Source organism: Limibacter armeniacum (assembly GCF_036880985.1).
Taxonomy (GTDB): domain Bacteria; phylum Bacteroidota; class Bacteroidia; order Cytophagales; family Flammeovirgaceae; genus Limibacter; species Limibacter armeniacum.
Window position 1 is genome coordinate 1,957,545 of record NZ_JBAJNO010000008.1, and the last position, 22,134, is coordinate 1,979,678.

Below are 22,134 nucleotides of genomic sequence, written 5' to 3' on the forward strand. Positions count from 1 at the left end.
CATTCATTTCCAAATAACAATTTAGCTAAGAAGACAGGATTTTGTAGGGTGAAATCCCTCATGCCAAGAAATTGATTATTAGGAGTATTCAATGATTATGTAGTTCGGGGAGTTGCTGAAGCTCTAAAGTCTCTAAAGGCGTAAAACTAACGGACACTAGCTTTGATAAACCACTTACTGGACAAAAGTCTGGTAGGGGAGGCTTTATTTTGAAGGCAGCAAACGGATTACATGGGTGTGAAGGCATTGCAATTCTATCAGATCTATTATTTCAGACAGTTTAGAACCGCCAAGGGAGGGTACTCCTAAGGCGGTTTTTGTTTTTAATATATAAAATCACTGAAAATTGGTATTAATGTAAAATAATAGTTTGGCATATTTGATAATATCAAAATATAATACTAATTGAATTGTTGAGGTTGTTATAAAGTTTTGAGTTGAATTGAATTGGAGTGAATATTTGAATTGTATGGTAGGATTAAAGCCATCGAAGAAGCTGATTCTGAGGTGGCTTTTTTCTTTCATATGTTATATGAAACTGTTTAGTTAGTCAAAATTTCAAATGTTTATTTCAATATATGATAAAATGTATATATGTTTGTGTGTGTATTTTATTATTCAATTAGATAAACATGGATAACTTCAATTTGAAATCTTTGGTAACCTTGACAAGGTTAGTTGTAGTGTTGGCAACACTACTTCTGATAATAGCCTCAGGTTTTTCGTATTTATTGTTGCGGGAAGGGAAGGATCAACCTTTGTTTTCGATACAGTTTACTTCAACAGGTAGTCAGGAGGTATTGCCTGCCACTGTTCCTGTCGATTATTATCAGGAGAAAAATCCTGAAGAATTGTCTTCCGGAATGGAAAACGAATATATCAAGTATGGATTTGACTTAATTTCAAATACTTCCCACTACATTGGACCACAAGTGGAAAACCCTACCATGAGGTTTGCCGGAAATAACCTTGCATGCAAGAATTGCCACTTGGGTGCAGGCCAAAAAATGTATGCAGCTCCATATGTTGGGATTACGGGAAGGTTTCCTCAATATAGGGGACGTGAAAATACCATTGGTACTTTGGAGGAACGCATCAATGGGTGTATGGAGCGAAGTATGAATGGTAAAAAGCTGCCATTGGATGGGAAAGAAATGAAAGCCATGATCGCATATATGACTTGGCTAAGTAAAGAAGTGCCGGTAGGAGAGGTGTTGAAAGGAAAGGGTTTTGTTAATATTGAAATTCCTGACCGAAAGGTAGATCTGGAGAATGGTAAAATGCTTTATGCCCAAAAATGTGCTGTTTGTCATGGAAAAAATGGACAAGGTCAAGCCCTTGAGGGTGGAGGGTATACTTATCCGCCTCTTTGGGGAAAAGACAGCTACAATCATGGGGCAGGGATGCATCGGGTACTGACAGCCGCAAGGTTTATCAAAGGAAATATGCCTTTAGGGGCTACTTATGAAAACCCAATCCTGACAGATGAAGAAGCTTATGATGTAGCTGCATTTATCAACTCACATTCTCGACCTTTAAAGGAAGGTACTGAAAAAGATTTTCCTGATATTTCAAGAAAGCCGGTTGATTCACCTTATCCACCTTTTGCGGATAGTTTTCCTGCTGAACAACATAAGTATGGACCTTTTAAACCTCTGATAGAATTCAAGAAAACCTTAAAACACCTTTAAGCTGAGGTAATCAAAGCTGTAAAACAGGGAGAGTTAGATCAAATGTAATTATGGGTATACTGAATAATTGGAAATGGATTTTGTTATTGTGCTTTACCATAGGTTTGGCTCCTTTTGTTCCTGAACCCCATAAATCAGATGGGTAGCAGGTGGAGCCAACGGCATGTCATTGATCGATTGGGGAGACCTTCTGTTACATGGATTTCCATGGGTTTTGTTGCTACGTTGGTTACTGATCAAAGCGATCGGTACTTTTGCTAGGTAAGGAATGAGCTGCAACCTTTATTGGAAAGGTTGCAGCAATTGTAAGGGTTATGATCGTGTTCTTCCGGTTGGTCTGGCATAAAGTCCTATATCGTCCAGTTTGACCGTACTAGGTTGTTTAAGTACAAATAGAGCTGTATCGGCAATGTGTTGTACCTGTAGCAAATCCGATTTCAATTCTTCCTGACTTTTAGGTTCAGGAGTTTGAATCAAGGCAGGGCAGAGGCTATGTACCAATATGTTATGCTCATAAACTTCTTCCTGCAATGCATCGGCAAGTCCGACAACACCAAACTTGGAAGCACAGTATGCTCCCGCCTGAGCATATCCTCTTTTGGCGGCTTGTGATGCAATATTTAAAATATACCCTGTCTTTCTTTTGATCATATTAGGCAAAACCGCCTGTGACATAAGAAAAGTACCTTTAAGGTTGGTGTCTACCACCATATCCCAATCCTCTTCTGAAGTATCCACAACCAGTGAGCCAACACCAAGACCAGAATTGTTGACAAGAATATCTACTTGGCCGAAAGCTTCCAATGTCTTATCTACCACGGACTGACATTCTGCTTTGCTACGAACATCAAGCTCCGAATAGATTACTTTCCCTCCTTCGAGTTCATTCAATTCTTCTGCTATTTCCTTTAGAAGTGTTTTCCTTCTAGAGGCGATCATCACATTCACGCCTTCTTTGACCAATGCTGTTGTAATTGCTTTGCCAACACCACTGCCACCACCTGTTACAATGGCTGATTTACCTTTGATATCAATCATTGGATACTTTTATGTTTAATTGTTTTCGGAAGAGTCAACATGAAATCAGACAGATTTGTTGATTTAACTGGGTAAATAAGCAGATATATCATAAAAATCGGAAGTTTTAAACGCTTCCATGATTTATAGGTTCAACTCCTTTGAAGTTGGATAAATGTGATTTACTTATACCGCAGGCTTTTGCCTACGGCTACCATTATTGAATCCCTTTGGGATCTTTTCTCTTACAACAAACACCGTTTCTGAAGGAAACAAACCATATTAGCTCCAGATGACAATCCGGAGTTGTCAGCATTCATTATATCATAACCCTGAAAGGGTTGAACTGGGTAATGTTATCATTTAAAGTGAGTTATGGGTTGAAATGTCGCTATTGTATAAGGCCCTTTCATGGCATAAGTCCCAAAGGGACAAAATATATCAGTGATGGACTTTAGTCCATTGTCATGTAAGCGATATTTTCAGCTCTGAAAGAGCGGTATAATCCATAATTCACGTTCATTTAGTACCTCATAAAATGAGAAAGGATTATAGTAGAAAATCTCTATTCCAATTCAATACTTACTTATTCTGTGTAAATAAGAAAATCCTTTGAGCTTAAATAGGTTAGCCCAAAGGATTTTTTAATATGGTAATTATATGTCAGTGCTTATTCAGCTGCGATTTCAGCTTTCTGCTCACTTTTCCCTTGTGAGTTACGAATGAGCTGATAGTAGAACTGTACTGCACGAATATAGTCCTCCGTCTTGATACGCTCATCAATACCATGAAGCCTTCTCAGGTCATTGCTGTCAAACACCGTCGGCAGGAAACGGTAAATATCTTCCGCTACATGCTCATAATGCTTAGCATCAGTTCCTGCAATTGTGAGGTATGGTGAAACCATCGTGTTAGGGTAAACTTCAGTAATTGTCTTCTGAATCGATTTGAATGAGTCAGAAGATGATTTGGATGGACTTGTTGCCTCACCTACATTATTGACTACTGAAACCTTGATACGTTCATCATTGATAACACTTTTGATATGTTCCAATACTTCTTCCTTGCTGTCTCCAGGCAATAGACGAAAATTCATCGTCAGGTTGGCTTCTGTAGGAATCAGGTTGTCTTTAACACCACTGTTAAAGATCGTAGGAACCTGTGTGGTATGAACTGTCGCATTCCCAGAAGGAGACTTTTCATAGATGTTGATCAGTACACGCTCAAAAAGCCACAGGTTAGCAAAAACCATTTTTTCAACGAATGGCATCTCAGGACCTACATACGAGGCAAAGTCAAGAACAGGGTCTGAAAGTTTTGCCGGAATTGGGCTTTCATGAAGCTTAACCACCGCATTTGACAACAAGCCAATGGCAGTTTCCTTGGCAGGCATCGAAGAGTGTCCGCCGTCAAGGTTTACTTGAAGGTGTACAGACAGGTAGCCTTTTTCTGCTGTACCGATCAGCGCTACTTGCTTGTTTTGGATACCTGGAACAATACCACTAGACACGAGTCCTCCCTCGTCCATTGCATAGGCAGCCTTGATGCCACGTGATTCAAGTAGTGCAGCGATCGCTTCAGCACCTGTACCTCCAATTTCTTCATCATGACCAAATGCCAAATAGATGGTTTGCTCTGGTCTGAACCCATCTTTTATCAGTTGCTCTACAGCTTCTAGAATACCGAAAACAGAAATTTTGTCATCGAGGGTTCCTCTTCCCCAGATGTATCCGTCTTTGATTGTGCCTTTGAATGGTGCTTCTGTCCAGCTTTCCAGTGTCTTGCCTTCAGCTGGTACTACATCCATATGACCTAGCAAGATGATAGGCTTTTTGTCAGGGTTTGTACCTTCCCATGTATAAAGCAAGCTGAATTCTTTGACTGTCTCTTTTTTAAGTTGAGTAGCCACCTGTTCAAAAGTAGAATCTATATAGTGATGTAACCCAAGAAACGCCGCAGTGTCAAAATTGGCACCCCCTTCATGAGAAACGGTAGGATAAGTAACGGCAGTAGAAAGGTGCTGAATAACTTCCTTATCAATAGATGGAAGTGATGATGAGTCTAGAGAGGCAACTTCCATTTGCTTTGACTCGAATGTAAGGGTATTGAAAACCAAAACGGCTACAAGTCCCAAAAGTAGCAGAAAGAAGCCAAGTATTACTTTTTTCATTGTTGATAGAGTTATAAAAATATAATCATATTAATTCTTCAATAATCAATAAAATCATGCACAATTCAAATTCATTCGAAAAATAATCATTCATTTATCTGATTGTGATGGGAATAGGGTTTTAGTGTATTTACTTTCATATTTTTATGAATTCACACTGTTAGTTATAAATAAAACAAAGGTGTTTTAAAACGTATTATTTATTGAAACTTTTGTACAATAATCAGATTAAAATCACCTTTGTCAGGGATAAAAATGTAACAACCTTTTAAGTTTTTAGGGATTCAAATAACATATTGAATGTTTATTGGAAAATATGTTACATAATGACCAAGGTACATAAAGGTGAAGGTACCGATCTCAAAAACTGAATAAGAGAAATGAAACTGAACAACGGAAGATACGAAATGCAAGGTGTAGACCTGCTAGAGGTTTGCAATGAGTTTGGAACACCAGTCTACGTATATGATGCGGACAGAATTGTGGCACAGATTGAAAAACTGAGAGGCTCGTTCTCAGATATTCAGGTTAAGTTGAAGTACGCCATGAAGGCGCTGTCCAATATCAATATCCTGAAGCTGATGAAAGAGGCAGGGGTGGAGATTGATACTGTATCAATTCAGGAAGTGCAGATGGCGCTTCATGCAGGGTTTGAGCCTACGCAGATTCTTTATACACCGAACTGTGTGTCTTTCGAAGAAATCAGAATGGCTGTTGAGTATGGTGTTGTCATCAATATTGATAACATCGGTATTCTGGAGCAATTTGGTGAAGAGTTTGGAAACAGGGTGCCACTTTGTATCCGAGTGAACCCACACCTGACTGCAGGAGGTAACTCTAAGATTCAGGTAGGACACATTGGTTCCAAGTTTGGTATTTCGGTATTCCAGATGCGCCATGTACGCAAGGTAGTTGAGCACTTTAACCTGAATGTAGTAGGCTTGCACATGCACTCGGGATCGGATTTCCTTGAAAGTGAAGTGTTCCTGATGGCAGCAGAAGTGTTGTTCAATGAGGCTCAACATTTCCCTGATCTTCAGTTCCTGGATATGGGTAGTGGCTTTAAGGTTGCCTATAAGGAAAATGACATTACTACAAACATTGAGGCGATAGGTCGTGACATGAGCCGTGAATTCAAAAAATTCTGTGCGTCATATGGTCGTGAGCTAGAACTTTGGTTTGAGCCAGGTAAATATTTGGTGAGTGAGTCTGGTGTATTTTTGGTAAGCACAAACGTGATCAAGCATAGCCCTGCAGCGGTTTTTGCAGGGGTAGATTCTGGTTTGAACCACTTGATCCGTCCAATGATGTATGGTTCTCACCATGACATTGTCAATATCTCAAATCCAAAAGGCACACAGCGTGTGTATGATGTAGTTGGATATATCTGTGAGACAGACACGTTTGGTAGTGACCGTAAACTGAATGAGGTAAGACAAGGTGATGTACTTGCCATGAAAAATGCTGGTGCTTACGGATTCAGTATGAGTTCAAATTATAACTCTAGATTCAGACCTGCTGAGGTAATGATCTATAAAGGTGAAGCAAAACTGATCAGAAGAAGGGAAACTTTTGAGGATTTGCTGCATACGCAAATTGAAGTGCTATAAATCTGGGAGTTAAATGATATATTAAAGCCTTCTCTATTTATTTAGGGAAGGCTTTTTCTATTTTTATAGCAACTCAATTTTTTACATAATCACTGTATCAATGAAAAAATTTATTCTATCATCAATTGTAACCCTAACTTTTTTAACACTAGGTTTTTTAATGCTTCACTATGAGCTTATCGGGTATGGCTTGTCTTTTTTTGTGTTTTTACCTTTTACATTAGGTTATATTTTAGGAGAGTCAACTTTTAAGAGTTGGAGTTTTTACGGTCTAATGTCTTCTATTGTATTATTCTTAATAATGTTACTATTAGGAGGGTTAGAAGGGATGATTTGTGTTCTAATGTCATTGCCAATTGTTTTTGCTGCAATGTTTATAGGAATCCTCATTAAAAGATTTCTGAGGTTACGAAAAGAAAAACGTGTGTTACCCAATACCTTAAAGATAGTTATATCACCGTTCTTGCTGTTTATTCTTCTTGGTATAGGAGAAGGCCAGTTTATTAATGGAAAAAAAGTCATAGAAGAAGTTAGTACAGAAATCGTATTGCCCTATTCAACAGGTCAGGTATATGACGCTATTAAATCTGTTGACACATTAGACGCTGAAAAGCCATTCTTGATGAAGCTAGATTTGCCTGTACCTCAAAAGTGTATCTTGGAAGAGGAAAAAGTTGGAGGTCATAGGACCTGTTACTTTGAGGGAGGTTTAATCGTAGAGGAAATTACTGAACTTGAGCGAGGAAAAATCCTAAAGATGGATGTTATAGATTATCAACTTACTGGAAGGAAGTGGTTAGGTTTTAAAGAGGCAATTTACACATTTGAGTCGTTAAAGGATGGAAACTGTAAGATGGTAAGGACAACTACTTATACTTCTGAGCTTTATCCAAGGTTTTATTGGAAACCTTTAGAAGAGTGGGGTATTCAGCAAGAACATGAGTATGTGTTCAGGAATTTAAAACAAGATCTTATTAATCAAACTAAGGTTACCCAATAAAAAATCCACTAAAAAACGAAAGCCCATCAGTAGTTGTACTGATGGGCTTTTTATGATCATAATTTGAAATTACTCTTCGTCTTCTTTTCTGATCATGGATAAGTCAATTTCCTCATCCTCATCTTCAAAGTAAAACTCATCAGCTCCTTCCACAATTGGTTTCAGGTCTGTTCTACGTACATCAAATGTATAAAGCAGTGATGGAAGTAATATCAGGTTTGTAATCATCGCAACCAATAATGTGATTGAGGTTAGTAAACCTAGTGCGATCGTGCCTCCAAATGCCGAGAATATAAAGATGATAAAGCCGAAAAACAGAACAATTGAAGTATACAACATACTTGTACCTGTTTCACGGATACTGACAATCAAAGCCTTTTTCAGGTCTCCATTGAATAGTTTCATTTCCTGTCGGTATTTGGCAAGGAAGTGAATGGAGTCATCAACAGAAATACCAAAGGCAATACTGAAGATGATTGCTGTACTAGGCTTCAATGGTACACCGAAATACCCCATGATACCTGCTGTAAACAGTAGCGGTATCAGGTTTGGAATAAGTGATATGATCACGATACGCAGGTTCCCAAACAATGTGCCCATGATGATAGCAATCAGTACAAAAGCTATCAACATACTTTGCTTCAGGTTTTTGATTAGGAACTCATTACCCTTAATAAAGATCAGGGTAGTACCAGTTACATCTACAGTGAGGTCTGTGTCTTTCAGAATATCTCCTTCAATCTTTTTGGTCACTCTATTAACCAGTGTATCCATCTCAATTGAACCGATATCGGCTACCTTCATCGAAAGTCTCAGGTATTGACCTGTGCTGTCTGAGAAATTGGTACTGATTTGTTTCTGTTCATTTGTTTGGTTACCCAGATACTTCATGATATAAGCTAACTCATATCGGGAGGGCAGCCTGTAGTTGACCGTATCTCCTCCATAAAACGCCTGATTGGCGGTTTTCAGCAGTGTGACCAAAGAAACAGCTGGCGTAATCTCAGGATTGCTCGCTAAGTACTGTTGTATCTCATCAACTTTTTCAAGTACACCATTTCTGCGGAACCCTTTTTTCTTTTGGGTATTAACTACAATTTCCAATGGCATTACTCCCTTAAAATGCTCTTCAAAGAACCTGAGGTCTGACTTTACATGAAAATCTTCCGGCAGGTCATCAACCATATGTGATACAGCTTTAATCTTGTAGGCACCAAAGAAAGAGATGACAATGATAATGGCTGTTATGATATATACAACTTTTCGGTAATGTGTAACCGCTACCTCCAGCAGGTGAATGATTCCTTGAGTTCCTTTGAAGTTAAGGTGCTTCAAGTGACGTGTGTCTGGCTCAGGAAGGTAAGAGAATACCGCAGGAATAAACAGGATACTGATTACGAATGTCACAGCAATGTTGATACCTGCAACAATACCGAACTCCTGCATGGCAGAAATCCCTGTTAATACCAATACACAAAAACCAATGGCAGTGGTTGTATTGGTAATCAGCGTTACTACCCCGATTTTCTTGATAACCGTAGTTAGTGCTTTGCGTTTGTCTCTGCTTCGGCTATACTCCTGATGGTACTTGTTGAGTAAGTAAATGGAGTTAGGAATACCAATTACGATCAATACCGGAGGTAAAAGCCCTGTAAGGATTGTAATCTTGTAGCCCAAAAGTCCTAGTGTACCCATAATCCACACTACAATCACACCAATCATGGTAAGTGGTACCACTACCGCAGAAATGGAGCGGAAAAAGAGGAACAGTACCAAGGCAGTGACAGCAGCTGAAAGCATCAGGAACAGTGTAAGTTCTGATTTAACCTGATCAGCCATAATGGCTCTTACATAAGGCAGACCTGCATAGTAAAGGTGAATACCAGTATCTTCTTCAAATGCTGTGGTAATATCCATCAGCTTTTCCATCAAAGGAATACGTGCTTCAGAGTTCAGAATGCTGGGATCCATCGACACTGCCATCAGTGTAGCACCGTCTTTTCCGAAGATGGTATTTTCATAAAACTTGATCTTGTGAGCCTCATTCAGGATGCTATCCAGTTGAGCTTGGGTATCAGGCACTGTAGGGAAGAACTTCTTGAGTTCAAATTTTTGCTGTACCCTGTCTGGAGATAGGTAGTAAAGGTTGGCTGGAGAAATAACGCCATTGATACCTTTATTGAGTAAGGAGTCTTTGGCTGATTCACTCATTTTCAGATGTGAGAGGTCATCTTTCCCCATCTTTAATTGAGTCAGTTTATCACCCAGCGCCTTAAACTTCTTGAAGTTTTCAAGCTTGAAGAGTGCAGGGTCCTTGACTCCGATTACAAATGAGTTGGCATCTTCCCCGAACTTCTCCCTGAATTGCTCATAAGCAATCATGGCTGAGTCCGTTTCCGGAATGATACGCATAAACTCATAAGACATCTTGACATTTCTGCCGTAATACCCCATAAAAAGGGTAGACACGACCAACCCTATCAGGATGAAAATTCTATATTTAAGGATGGAATTGGCGGTTTCTTTCCACATAACAGGTAAATCTGTTGTGCTTGGCTTGCATAATGGTTAGGTAAGCTATATCAGTGCAGGAAACAGAGCAGACCAACAAAGTGACTTCCAAACTAAATCATTGGAGTGCGGAGCCATTACTGATAATTGTATTAGTAATGACACAAATCTGAGAACTTACTTAGTTACAAGACAAGATGATCGTTTGTTTAAAATCTTATTATTTAAACAGAAGTTCCATGTGTTTTTATGTACATGGAACTTCTGTCGTTTTTCCATTTCTGGCTATTACTGTTGGTTAAATCCCAACATCTTGATTGCTGCCACAGCAGCTTCAACCCCTTTGTTGCCGTGTTTTCCTCCTGCTCTGTCCAACGCTTGCTGTTGGGTGTTTGGTGTAAGTAGTCCAAAGATGACAGGTTTGTTGTATTTTAGGGAAACGTTGGTGATACCTTGTGCTACTGCATCACAAATAAAGTCAAAGTGCTTTGTTTCTCCCTGAATTACACAGCCAAGGATAATAACTGCATCTACCTCCTCAATCTGCGCCATATACTGCGCACCTAATGTCAGCTCAAATGCACCTGGCACATCTTCACGGAAGATGTTTTCCTGTTTTGCACCCTCATTCAAGAGAGTTTCAGTAACGCCTTCATAAAGTGCTTCCGTAATTTCAGGATTGTATTCTGAAACAACTACTGCAAATTTCTTATTGCTGATATCAATATTTTTCTTTTTGGTGTATTCGCTCAGATTTTTGAGTGCCGTTGCCATGATCTTAAAATTTGGTATTTAGTCCCTTTGAAAAAGTTTTATGGGGATTATCCTAAATAATGTCTGACCGCAAATGTAGCAAATAATTATTACAGGCAATTTAAATTTCGGGAATAGAAATACCACTCTTTTTCTGACCTTATGAAATAGACGGATTATCAGCCATTAAAGTCGTGATCATTCGGTAAGAAGTAAAGCCACCTCTGTAATCAACCTCTCCTGTTGGTTCAAAACCGAGCCTTTTATAGAATGGAACGGCATATTTGGATGCATTAACAGTTACCTTACCTGACATCTGGAGTTTTTGGACAGAATAGTTCCATAATCTAGCACCGTACCCTTTTCGGTGGGCGGTTGATTTGACATAGAGTTGGAAGAGGTGCTTTTTTTCCTTGATGCTGATAACCCCCAATATTTCCCCCTCTTTTTCCAGTACAAAGAATTTAATACAGAACTTTACCAGCCTATGGATACCTTCAGGACTATGGGCAGCTTCAAATGTTGATTTGCCCTCATAGGAGTATTCATTGTAATTGAACTTCCTGGCAACAGAGAGTATAAGCTTACTCACTTCAGGAATGTCCTGACTGTCCATTTCCCTTATAATGTAATTCATATTAGGCTTTGATAGTGGTGGGTTGTGGTAATCTGATAGTGTTATTGGTAAATAAATTTTAATAAAATAATGCGAGAATACCTATGGTCGAATAAGGTAACTCACTTTTCATATCTAAAAGGAGTGGAATTATGGGACTTATAGCTTAACAATGAGTAGCTGTGGTGCAGGAAAGACATTAAGATTGAATCAAGAAGAGGGGAAGGGTGTATTGCTTCAGCTTAAAGGTCAAACGTTGTTTTCTAGTTTTAAAGATGTATGCACATGGTCTTTATAGAGAGTTCAAAACAGTTAAAAAGAAGTGTTTGAGAATCATAAAAATGTTATATAATCTAAAAATCAGGCAATTGCGATTTATTATTTGGCGTTTAAATCGTTAATTAAACTTTAGAAAGTAGCACGAATTTAAGTTGAATCATAGAAGCATTCGCGTCAATAAGTTGATTTTCGGCTTAACACAGAGAGAGGATATGAAGACTAACAACATTATAAAATACTTTTTGATCGTACTGGGAACAGTTGTGATCAGTCCATTAACAACCTATGCACAATCATCTTCGGTCAAACCTGCTAAAGAGCCTGATATTAAAATTGAGGTAAATGAACAGAAAGATGATCAGGGAAATATAATCGGGTACGATTCTACATTTACCTATACCTATACTGATGAATATGGAGGTAAAACAGTAGTGAAAAGACATCGGTCGCATATGGTAGGGGGAGATTCTGCCATAAGCCAAATGTTTGGGCCGGACATTAAGGGGGCTAACTCACAAGAAGCAGACCCTTTTGATGATCCATTCTTTCATCAATTCAGTGATACGGACAAAGAATTTGATTCTCTTTTAAATGAGCAGGAGCTGAAGAATGATTCGTTTTTCAGTAAATCACCTGAAGAGATGAAAAAAATGATGATAGATCGTCACCAAAAACTAATGAATCAGTTAAATCAGCCTGATATAAGAGGCAATTATTCTGATGAAAAATAATTCAAAGTGATTATTAGGGAGAGGGAGAAACAAGAAGGTAACCCCTGTAAGGCAAGGCTTTGCAGGGGATTTTTTTGTCTGATCAATAAAATAAATTATTGCTTGAAACCACAATGCCATCAGAATCGGCATAAATGAAATTGCCATCTTCCAACGAAATATCAGCGATATTGAGGTAAGTATTTCTTTCATGAATTTCTTGGTCGGGCGGTGTATACATCGGAAAGGTTGCCAAGGCCTTTATCCCAACAGGAATTCTTTTGATAGCTTCCCAGTTTCGGACAGTACCATAAACTACAATACCTTCCCAGCTGTAGTCATGCGCCAACCTGACTTGATCCAATCCAATGATGGCATTTCTGAGTAAGCCGCCGTTGTCGATAACCAAAACTTTCCCTTTACCACCTTCTCTCAGCACATCCTCAACTGCTTCGGTAAAGTTTGCCCGAATAGTCACTACCTTACCATGAAATGTTTTGACCAGTCCACCGTAGAGCTTGAAAATAGGAGAGGCAGCTTGTACCTTTTCAGGATATAGGTCACACAACAATGCTGTTTGGATACTTCTATTTCGTTCAAGTATAGAGCTTTCCAAAAAGTGCAAAGCATCATTGGCAGACCTTTCAGGGACTTCTTCCATTGGAATATGGCCAACCCCTTCATAAATAATCAGTTGTGAGTTGATTAGGCTATAATTGAACTTGTAGGCATTGGCAATAGGTATCCATCTGTCATGGTCTCCCCAAAGTACCAAGGTTGGAGTCTCTATTTCTTTTACATGCTTGGAACTGTCATCAAAGTTGGCATTGGCAATGGTCAAAAAAGCCTCCCTGTTTCCCTTACGGGATGTCATATCGTGATAGCGTTGAATTGTTTTCTTTGAAATACGGGAAGGGTCTCCATAGGCATTTCGTAAAAAAATTTCAGTTACTTTTTTAGGTGTGTTGACGATCTCAGCCAACGACTTAAGTTGCGGAATGCCTTTGAGTATTGGATTCTGAAATAGTTTGAATGCAAGAGGAATACTGTCCTTGTCATTGAAGCCTGCAGCGTCAATCAGAATCATTCTTCTTACAATTCGAGGATAACGGTAGGCAAACTCCCAGGTGATCCATCCGCCAAGTGAACTACCAGCCATATAGCATTTGTCAATGCCTATTTGGTCAAGAAATGCTTTTAGGAAGTTTACATAAGTGCCAACGGAGTAAACACGGTCAGGTCGTGGCCCTGTAAGTCCAAAGCCAGGAAGATCAAGCCTAATGATACGGTATCGGTGTTTGAGTAATTCAGTCCAGCCATCCCATGTATGTAAAGAGGCAAATGTTCCATGTAGCAAAACCAAAGGAAATCCTTTTCCTTCATCACGGTAATGTACTTTCATATTTTGCAGTTCAAGAAACTGCGAATACTCGTTGGTGTAAGTGAGGTCAATCATTATGGGGTTGCCAATAGTTTGAAAGAATGCAACATCAGTTTCAGTATCCAAACATTGTATTGTACCCTAAAGGTAAATAGGTTTGTCCGTTACAAGATAATGAATATTGCTTCATTCAAAAGGAAGGGCCTTTGGTTTTTTTGTATCAAAGTCTTCCAAGTTCAAACTAAAGTGTGTACCCACTTCGATCATAAAATGTGGGGAATTATTGAAGGTCTTGGTCAGGTAACCTGCTTTCAGCTCAAAAGTATTGAAGACAAGGTGTTCGTTACGAACCCTGATTCCTCCACCAAAAGTACTGAACTTGTCACTTTTCAGCAGGTTGTCATTGCTTTTGTCAGCCAGAAAAGCAAAGTCTCCAAATGTGAAAAAGGCAAATCGAAACCCATAGGAATACCAAGGAGCAAAAAGCACAGTTTCAGCATTGATCAACAATCTTTTTTGTCCTCGCATTTCATTTCCAGAAAGTCCGGATATACCATGTCCTCTATCAACCTGAAGGCCATCATTTTCAAACATGTTTAGTCCCAATACATATGAAGTATTTAGGAAGAAACGACCTGAAGTATTGCCAAGGTTAAAAAGGTGTGTAAAGTAATTTAGTTCTGTTGTGATGGTGGTTTGCTCAGGTTTTTGGTTTCTGATAAACGTTCCTGTTTCAACTGCTCCTCTCAAATAACCGAGAGAACCAATAAATTTTCCTCCTTTAGCAGCGCCACCCATATAGAATCTTTCTCCAAACTCACTGCTTTCAAGTCCACCTGAAACCGAAAGTCTGTATCCTACAGGAATATCTTCTGTACGACCGTAACCGAAAATCAGGTTAGATTTTACATAGTTTCTGGAAGATCGGCTTACTTCAGTTAGGTAAAGGTTATAATTGTGGTATTTGTACCAGCTATTGATATCAACATCAGATGGTCTTAGCAGATACTTCTGATAATAAACTCTTGTTGCCAGTTCAGTTCTTACCCTGCTGCCATCAGGTTTTCTTTTAAGTGAAAGCGTTTGACCGAACCATAAATCCGCAAAATTATAGCTGTCATCCTGAAAAGTGGAGTCTTCTTGTATCCTTTCATTTCGTAGCAGTACACTACCCACTTGTACACCACCAGCAAATTTATCTTCAGGGGTAACAAAAGGCTTCTCTACAGCAACAGTTGTGGCTTTCATCTCAAAGTCATCGCGATGAAGGAATTGAGCGTTTACAAACTTACCGGCAATGTTGTTGACCTTGTAGCCCATTGTCCAGCCAAAAGGTTTATCTTCTGAGGTGCCATTGACACGAACACCCGCCATAGCTGTTTGTCCCAGTCCCATAAAGTTCTGGTCGTAGAGCGATGCATTAAAGCGATCGGTACTTCTTGGAGAAACACTACCACCAATTGACCATTGGTCTTTGACGATGACTTCGATATCTACTGTAGCTTCATCAACTTCACATACTTTGATGACTGCGTCTTCAATAAATGGAAGGGAACGCAAAAGGCGCTCATTATCTTCCAGCTTTTGACTGTTCAGGTATTCAAATGAGTCAAAAAGCAAGTTTTTCTTGATGACGTGTTCTCTTGTGCGGGTATGTAGCTTATTACCCAACTTTCCTACAGCAGTTGAAGCTTTCCTGTTAGGGTTTCTAACGTTACCGTCAAATGGTTTCAGCCTTACAATATTGACATGTCGTATGATTTTACCTTCATGACATTCATGCACAGGCGCATCCTCCAATATAACAGGACTTTCTGTAGTTGAATAGGAATAATTTCTGATAAGCCAACCATGTAACCTTGAGGTTAACCGGTTGTTATCAGCTTTATATTTTAGGGTATGATAAAATGCTTCAGATTTTTGGGTATCAACGCTGTCACGCAGAAACTCCTTTTGGTAGATTAAGTCCAGTAGAGAGTCTTTTTGTTGCAAATCGATCTGCTTTCTCTTGATTGCCAAGGAAGGGGAAATCGCAAAAGCCTTTGTAGAGTCAGCCTGTACTTTTGACTGTGACCAGCATAGTTTTGGACAATGAAGCAAAACAAGCGTCAACAAGCAGCAGAATGCTTTGCCTGAAGAGCTTTGAGTTTTATTAAAATGCTTTGCTAAATTAATCTTCATATGCTGAATGAATAAACCTTTTACCGCTGTTGGGTACCTTCAAATATAGTACTGTGCGTCAGTACCTTCAAGAAGCAGTAATTAAAGTAAGTTATAATGTGACTTAAAAGATGTTAAGAGTCGTAGGGATCAACTGACAGGAATTATAATATATTAAAATTAATGGTATTAATTATCAGGTTTGTTGATGACTCTTGTTAAAAGGAATTATGAACTGTGTTTGTTACTTGTTTATTTTGTCGATACACTAAAATAACAATTTCAACTAAAAATAATTCATTTTATGAGAATCATAAGGGCATTTTCTTTGGGAGTGTTGTTGGCTTTGGGAATTTTTGCCCTGATAGCGCTGATGTTGCCTTCAAAGTATGAGTTAGAGCAGAGTGTTTTGATAGCAGCTCCAGCAACTGAAGTGTTTGATCAGATTAATGAATTGCGCAATTGGGATCATTGGGCTTTTGTTAATACTGAAAATGATCAGCGACTGGCGGTAAATTATACAGGTCCTTCGAAAGGAGTAGGATGTAGAATGACTTGGCAATTGGAGGATGGAAGCGTCAGCCATTTGGAAGTCGTAAAAGCAATGCCTCCAATATCAGTGGAAGTGAGGTTGGTAACCAATGATGGAGCTTTTGTTTCAGACGGAGCTTTTACCATTGAAGAGGGAGCAGGGCAAACTTTAGTGAAGTGGAAAGAAACTGGTGATTTTGGATTTAACTTATTTGCACGATTTATTGCTTCAGTTGGAGGATTTAAAGAAGAAATGTCCAAAAACTATCAACAAGCACTCTCAGTTTTAAAACAATACTGTGAAAAGCAGTAACCTTTACAGGTAAATATTTGTGTTGTGTTTAGAAGATTTTAACAGATCAGGCGGACGATTTTCCATCAAATATTGTTTTGATGGAAAATCGCTGTTACCAATGTTTTCAGTAGGCTTCATCATGTAAGCTTATGTGGCAGCGATGTGACCAAACTGTAGCTGCTATGAAAAAACTACTTACCATTATTACCCTGATTAGCCTGACTTTTATTGATATGCCTGCATTCTGTCAGGAAGAGAATCCAGCAAAGGAAAAAAGTTCGGTAGAAAAGACAGCAGAGGATATTGGCAATCTATTTAAAAAGAAGAAGCAACCAACCGAAGCAGTCAAAGACAAACAGGAAGAGGAAGCCCTGAAAATGTGGAAAGATATGGCTACCAGAGGTGGAGACAGTCAGGATCTTCTAGATAATATCAGGGATGACTATTCATTTGATACCCGCCTGCATTACGAAATCGTCTCGAAAGAAACCAAAGGTGATAAAGAACACCACGCTGATGTGGTCTACCATATCAGCGACAAGGAACGCTATATGGCATTGGAACCGTTGGTGGGAGACAGTGAAAGTACGGAAGGAATGGAAGTGATGTCCGTATTTGATACTGAAAATAAAGTGATGCTCAATTTTACAAAAGACAATAAAGGTGAGCGTCAGGCAATCGCTATGAGCCTTGATCCTGATCATCATACTATGGATGAGGAATCTCGTCGTGTAATGGAAGAATACACTATGCAGGATGAGGATAATGAAAGTGAGGTAACAGAGCTTGAGTTCAAGAAAACAGGTCGGGTTAAACAAATTAACGGTTTAAACTCTGAGGAGTATCAGGCAGAAGACAAAGACAGCAAGATCAATATCTGGCTGGCAAAAGTAGACTTCTCAACGACCATGATGCCGGGTGGTTTCCGACAGTCACCAGAGTTGGCGGACATGTTGGGTGATATTCCTGTAGGTGAAAACATGTTGATGACTGAAATGACAGCATTGGACAAGAAGGAAAATGAAACAACAACGATCACTTTAAAGGGACTAGGAAAGTCTGATGTAAAGATCAATACACATGATTACAGCATTTACCCAATTGCACAACCAATGGGAATGCCTACTCCAGACAAAGAATAGTCATCAAAATTACATTCAAGACTTCATTATCTTTGTCTTGAACCCGATAGCGGATCGCAAAGGGTGATCGCTATCGGGTTTATTTGTATACGCCAAATGATCAAAAAACTATGATTTTACCCCAACAGGATGCATCTTTTTTAAATGAGCAGGAGCTGGACTTGCTTAGAATTCATTCCATTGAAACCTTTGGAACCCATGATGGACCAGGTATCAGGTTGGTTGTATTTGCCCAAGGCTGCCAATTCAGGTGCCTATATTGCCATAACCCTGATACTTTAGATGTAAAAGGCGGAAAAATTATCACTTTGGATGAGATTGTGAAAAGAGCTGAAAACATGAAAAGTTATTTCAGAAGAGGGGGAGGAGTAACTGTTTCAGGTGGTGAGCCGCTTTTGCAAAGACGTAAGCTGATTCATCTATTTGAGAAGTTAAAGGAGAAGGAAATCCACACCTGTTTGGATACCAATGGAAGGCTTATCAATGATGAAGTAAAACAGTTATTGGATATGACCGACCTTGTCTTGTTAGACATCAAACATATCAATGAGGAAGTCCACAAGAAACTTACCGCTGTATCGAATGAATCAACCTTGAAGCTGGCTGAATATAGGGAAGCTTCAGGCAAGCCTATGTGGCTTCGTTATGTGTTAGTGCCCGGATGGACTGATCAGGAAGAGTACTTGCATGAGCTGGGACAACATTTCAAGGATTACAAGCAGGTAGAAAAGATTGAAATTTTGCCTTATCACAAGCTTGGAGTACATAAATGGAAAGAATTGGGAATGGAATATCAACTGAAAGACGTTGAGTCGCCCACTGAGGAAAGTAAACAGAAAGCGCAAGCGATTTTCAGCCAATATTTCAGAGAAGTTATTTTGAAGTAAACAACATGCGCAGGCTATTGGAAGCTATTGATATAGGCTTCCAAGTCTGCGATTTCTTCTTCCACATTTACCTCTGTTACCTGCTTGAGTTTGGTCAATGTATTTTGCAGAAACTTCTGGTGGGCGAGCGTTTCAGGATTGAATGGACGGTGTGAAAGAGCTTTCCTGATTTTATCCCATTTAGGCATAAACAACTTGGCACCCTCCTCGAAACAGCTTTCCACAAACCTTTCCCAGATGTAGTCAATCGCCATTTCAGAAGGATGAACCATATCAGAGGCGAAAAAGCGGTAGTCTCTTAAGTCGTCCAATAACAACTCATATGATGGAAAGTAACTGACATTTTGAAATTGCTGCTCCAACTGATGACAAGCTAGCCTAAGGATAGATTTACTCAGGTTGTTTTCAGGAATCCCATTTCTTGTATGACGAACAGGACTTACAGTCAGAATAACTTGCGTATAGGAAGGAAACAAGTGGTATATCTCTTTAAACCCCGATACAATTTGTTCTACTGTCAGCAACTCTTGTGTAAACTCTTTTTGAGGGATTTTGTGGCAGTTGGCAACTATCTCATTCTTTTTGTTTAGCCTGAAGACAAATGCAGTCCCAAATGTCAGGATTAAGAAGTTAGTGCTCCCAATAGCTCTGCCCACTTTTCTTACCTGATTATTGATCTTGTTGTGAAGGGTTTCTTCGTTAGCTGCTGATAAATCAGAATGAAAGTCAAAATGCCTATGTATACCTTCCACTTCAGTAAAAAGGTTTGTCTTCAGTTTTTCAAGTCCTGCGGCAATCCGAATGAGTTTAAAGGCAGACAATGGATTGAAAATGACCCCAAAAGGGTTGATTTCCGCCTTGAATTTGTAGTAAGTCAGTTTCTCTCCAATATTATCAGAAAAACAGGAGCCTATAGAAAGTAGGTTGCTGTTAAGGCTGATTTTCTGTCCGTTATACTGAATAGGAAAAGTAGTTCTAAAAGTTTTATCCTTGCTGTTCATGTCTTGCCTGATAGGTATCAATGGCAAGTTACAAAGTGTTTTGTTGCTTTCAAGCTAAATCTTGGAAGGAGCCGTTTGTTTTTGGTATTTCGGTGAATGAGAAATCATAACATTCTATATGGAATAATTTTGGGGTAATTTGAAATGTTATGTCATGTAGTAATTGTATATTCGAAGGTTTATTTACACGAACTCCAAAGAAAGATAAAAGGGTAGCATTGTTTTTGTAATTTCTTGACAAGACTTGTTATCAGATTATCATAAATAATCCATTATTCATTGCTTTAACGATATTTTATGAGTGGAGAGTCAATTGGGTTTCCTGCCAAATTCTCTTACAGAAAAGTAGTGCAGGAACTTCATAGGATTTATCCTAAAAAGAAGTTTTACTATACAGACTGGACATTGGAAGTCAATATTCACTTTGATGGGTTTCACTTTATAGAAACCAATATTGACAAAGGGTATGACATGGCTGGTGAAGATTATATTTTCCTGACTTTTGGAGACAGGGACAACAATTTTCCATTAATGATGATGATGGAAAATACACCTGAGGAGAACAGTATGGAACGTGAAATCTATACCGCCTTTAAACTGTCTCGAGCTTTTAATTGTAAAACAGTGACGGCAGTTTGCCCTGAGAGGTTTGCCATTAGTGAATTTAGTGGGTTGATGTTTGATGGTGAAGTTGTCTACAGGATCAATGAATGGACAGATGGGGAAGAGGTAGAAATTGAAAAGGAATTGGATATTTCTATTTATCCGTTTGATGAGCAAGGAAGTATAATTAACCTGTTGTAGACCAATTTAAATTTTTATGCAGAAGGATATTTCTAATGAGGATTCTTGTTAAAACAAAAGTAGAGCAGCCTTTGGAGAAAGTATGGCAGGGGTTTGATGTTTCACTTTTCAATAAGTTGAACCCGCCGTTTCCGCCAGTTAAAGTTCAGCGGTTTGATGGAAGCCTTGTTGGAAATGAAGTGCATTTAGAATTGAACTTCCTTCTGTTTAAGCAGTTGTGGGTTAGCAAGATTGTAGAACAGCAATCCATGCCTGAAAAGATTTATTTTGTAGATAAAGGAATCCGTCTTCCTTTTTTTCTGAGCAAATGGACTCATCGTCACATTTTAATTAAAAAGGAAGACGGTACTGAAATTCAGGATGATATTAGTTTCTCAACAGGTACATGGTTAACTGATATCTTTTTACTTCCAGTGCTGTGGTTGCAGTTTTTGTATCGAAAACCTGTTTACCGAAAGTTATTCCTTAGGTAAATCTGATGCATTATCCTGATTGTTCGGAACCAAAAACTTTTTGAAAACCTCACCATAGATTTCCCATAAGGATACAAAAAGTGCGGCTATAATTGGTCCAATAATAAACCCGATTGGGCCAAACATAAACAGGCCGCCTAGTGTACTGAAAAAGATCATTAGCTCATGCATCTTGATATCTTTTCCTACTAGAATTGGCCTTAGGAAATTATCAATACTACCCACGATAGCACCACAGAAAACAAACAAGCCGATGGCTTTTCCCCAATCACCATTGATGCCTAAAATTATGGCTGCAGGTACCCAAATAAGTGGGGCTCCTATTCCGGGGATTGCTGACAAAACTGCCATTAATGCCCCCCAAAATACCGCACTGTCAATACCTACTACGGCAAAGGCAATACCAGCCAAAGCTCCCTGCAAGAACCCGATAACAAAGGTGCCTTTGATGGTCGCACGCGTCACAGAAGTGAATTTTTCAAGTAGGACCTCTTCTTCTTCCTTTTTAAGTGGTAAATAATAGAGGATACGGTCAATAAGTTCCTTGCCGCTGATAAATAGAAAGAACATGGAGTAAACCAGTATCAGCAGCATAAACGCAAACTTTGCAGTGCTTTTGGTCAGGTTAGTGGCTCCATCCACAATAAGTTTACTGATGGCATTTAGAATATCTCCGGCTTTTTTCAGGATTTCATCTTTGTATGGTATAATCTCCTGATAGTAGGGAAGGTCTTTCATCCACTCATTTATCTGGCTGGTATGTGAAGCATTTTCCTGAATCCAAGGAATGGCTGTTTCACCTGCTTTTATAGCTTGAGCGGTTACAATAGCGATTAATCCACCTAATGGTAAAAGAATAGCCAATATAATAACGACGAGTGTTAAAGCTGAGGCAAGCCCTTCTCTATTCTTAGTCACTTTTTTGAACCAAGAATAAAGTGGGTATGCTAACGCTGTAAAAAGACCAGCGATAAAAAGTGTCATGATAAACTGCCTTATCATGGCAAAAAAAAGGGCACTGATACCTGCTAGCAGAATCAGTAAGGTCAGTTTACTGACCTTGTCTTGATTGTTGGTGATCATTAAATGCTTGTATAGTTTTT

Annotated in this window: 18 protein-coding genes; 9 read left to right on the top strand and 9 right to left on the bottom strand. The window is 39.0% G+C overall.

What is annotated here, in order from left to right; all coding sequences use genetic code 11:
• The first annotated feature begins 632 nt into the window (after positions 1-632).
• Positions 633-1,691, top strand: coding sequence for a c-type cytochrome (locus V6R21_RS13965; RefSeq protein WP_334244240.1), 1,059 nt, complete (start codon positions 633-635; stop codon positions 1,689-1,691).
• Positions 1,692-2,003: 312 nt separating this feature from the next.
• Here V6R21_RS13965 and V6R21_RS13970 read toward each other — a convergent pair whose 3' ends face one another.
• Together V6R21_RS13970 and V6R21_RS13975 are read right to left on the bottom strand one after the other, a co-directional pair.
• Positions 2,004-2,729 carry an SDR family oxidoreductase gene (locus tag V6R21_RS13970; protein WP_334244241.1) on the bottom strand — a complete coding sequence of 242 codons (726 nt, stop codon included), beginning with the start codon at positions 2,727-2,729 and terminating at the stop codon, positions 2,004-2,006.
• 649 nt (positions 2,730-3,378) lie between these two features.
• Positions 3,379-4,878 (bottom strand): M20 family peptidase, encoded by a 1,500-nt coding sequence (locus tag V6R21_RS13975; RefSeq protein ID WP_334244242.1) that lies wholly within the window; start codon positions 4,876-4,878, stop codon positions 3,379-3,381.
• 380 nt (positions 4,879-5,258) lie between these two features.
• Here V6R21_RS13975 and lysA point away from each other — a divergent pair, with 380 nt between their 5' ends.
• Positions 5,259-6,488, top strand: coding sequence for a diaminopimelate decarboxylase (gene lysA / locus V6R21_RS13980; protein ID WP_334244243.1), 1,230 nt, complete (start codon positions 5,259-5,261; stop codon positions 6,486-6,488).
• Between the two features lie 100 nt (positions 6,489-6,588).
• Positions 6,589-7,488 (top strand): polyketide cyclase, encoded by a 900-nt coding sequence (locus tag V6R21_RS13985; RefSeq protein WP_334244244.1) that lies wholly within the window; start codon positions 6,589-6,591, stop codon positions 7,486-7,488.
• 69 nt (positions 7,489-7,557) lie between these two features.
• Here the strand turns inward: V6R21_RS13985 and V6R21_RS13990 are convergent, their stop codons facing one another.
• The 3 genes from V6R21_RS13990 to V6R21_RS14000 form a co-directional block, all read right to left on the bottom strand.
• Positions 7,558-10,020: an efflux RND transporter permease subunit gene (locus V6R21_RS13990; protein ID WP_334244245.1), complete on the bottom strand. Its 2,463-nt coding sequence runs from the start codon at positions 10,018-10,020 to the stop codon at positions 7,558-7,560.
• A gap of 267 nt (positions 10,021-10,287) precedes the next feature.
• The gene (gene ribH, locus V6R21_RS13995) at positions 10,288-10,773 is read right to left on the bottom strand and encodes a 6,7-dimethyl-8-ribityllumazine synthase (protein WP_334244246.1); all 486 of its coding nucleotides are present in this window, start codon (positions 10,771-10,773) and stop codon (positions 10,288-10,290) included.
• Between the two features lie 139 nt (positions 10,774-10,912).
• On the bottom strand, positions 10,913-11,389 hold the full coding sequence (locus V6R21_RS14000) for a GNAT family N-acetyltransferase (RefSeq protein WP_334244247.1): 477 nt from the start codon (positions 11,387-11,389) through the stop codon (positions 10,913-10,915).
• A 470-nt stretch (positions 11,390-11,859) separates the two neighbouring features.
• Between V6R21_RS14000 and V6R21_RS14005 the strand changes: the two genes are divergently transcribed.
• Positions 11,860-12,378 (top strand): hypothetical protein, encoded by a 519-nt coding sequence (locus tag V6R21_RS14005; protein ID WP_334244248.1) that lies wholly within the window; start codon positions 11,860-11,862, stop codon positions 12,376-12,378.
• 82 nt (positions 12,379-12,460) lie between these two features.
• Here the strand turns inward: V6R21_RS14005 and rraA are convergent, their stop codons facing one another.
• Both rraA and V6R21_RS14015 read right to left on the bottom strand, forming a co-directional pair.
• Positions 12,461-13,759, bottom strand: a complete 1,299-nt coding sequence (gene rraA / locus V6R21_RS14010; RefSeq protein WP_334244249.1) for a ribonuclease E activity regulator RraA — start codon at positions 13,757-13,759, stop codon at positions 12,461-12,463.
• 165 nt (positions 13,760-13,924) lie between these two features.
• Positions 13,925-15,919, bottom strand: coding sequence for a BamA/TamA family outer membrane protein (locus V6R21_RS14015; RefSeq protein WP_334244250.1), 1,995 nt, complete (start codon positions 15,917-15,919; stop codon positions 13,925-13,927).
• Positions 15,920-16,202: 283 nt separating this feature from the next.
• Between V6R21_RS14015 and V6R21_RS14020 the strand changes: the two genes are divergently transcribed.
• From V6R21_RS14020 to pflA, 3 genes are all read left to right on the top strand, one after another.
• Positions 16,203-16,742 carry an SRPBCC family protein gene (locus tag V6R21_RS14020; protein ID WP_334244251.1) on the top strand — a complete coding sequence of 180 codons (540 nt, stop codon included), beginning with the start codon at positions 16,203-16,205 and terminating at the stop codon, positions 16,740-16,742.
• A 164-nt stretch (positions 16,743-16,906) separates the two neighbouring features.
• Entirely contained in the window at positions 16,907-17,866 is a 960-nt protein-coding gene (locus V6R21_RS14025) for a hypothetical protein (RefSeq protein WP_334244252.1), read from the top strand.
• 110 nt (positions 17,867-17,976) lie between these two features.
• Positions 17,977-18,753: a pyruvate formate-lyase-activating protein gene (gene pflA, locus V6R21_RS14030; protein ID WP_334244253.1), complete on the top strand. Its 777-nt coding sequence runs from the start codon at positions 17,977-17,979 to the stop codon at positions 18,751-18,753.
• A gap of 14 nt (positions 18,754-18,767) precedes the next feature.
• Here pflA and V6R21_RS14035 read toward each other — a convergent pair whose 3' ends face one another.
• Complete coding sequence (locus tag V6R21_RS14035) at positions 18,768-19,754, bottom strand: GSCFA domain-containing protein (protein WP_334244254.1); 987 nt, start codon at positions 19,752-19,754, stop codon at positions 18,768-18,770.
• Positions 19,755-20,051: 297 nt separating this feature from the next.
• Here V6R21_RS14035 and V6R21_RS14040 point away from each other — a divergent pair, with 297 nt between their 5' ends.
• Positions 20,052-20,558, top strand: a complete 507-nt coding sequence (locus V6R21_RS14040; RefSeq protein WP_334244255.1) for a hypothetical protein — start codon at positions 20,052-20,054, stop codon at positions 20,556-20,558.
• Positions 20,559-20,593: 35 nt separating this feature from the next.
• Positions 20,594-21,031 carry an SRPBCC family protein gene (locus V6R21_RS14045; protein ID WP_334244256.1) on the top strand — a complete coding sequence of 146 codons (438 nt, stop codon included), beginning with the start codon at positions 20,594-20,596 and terminating at the stop codon, positions 21,029-21,031.
• Here the strand turns inward: V6R21_RS14045 and V6R21_RS14050 are convergent.
• Positions 21,017-22,114 carry an AI-2E family transporter gene (locus V6R21_RS14050; protein ID WP_334244257.1) on the bottom strand — a complete coding sequence of 366 codons (1,098 nt, stop codon included), beginning with the start codon at positions 22,112-22,114 and terminating at the stop codon, positions 21,017-21,019. The genes V6R21_RS14045 and V6R21_RS14050 overlap by 15 nt on opposite strands.
• Between the last annotated feature and the right edge of the window lie 20 nt (positions 22,115-22,134).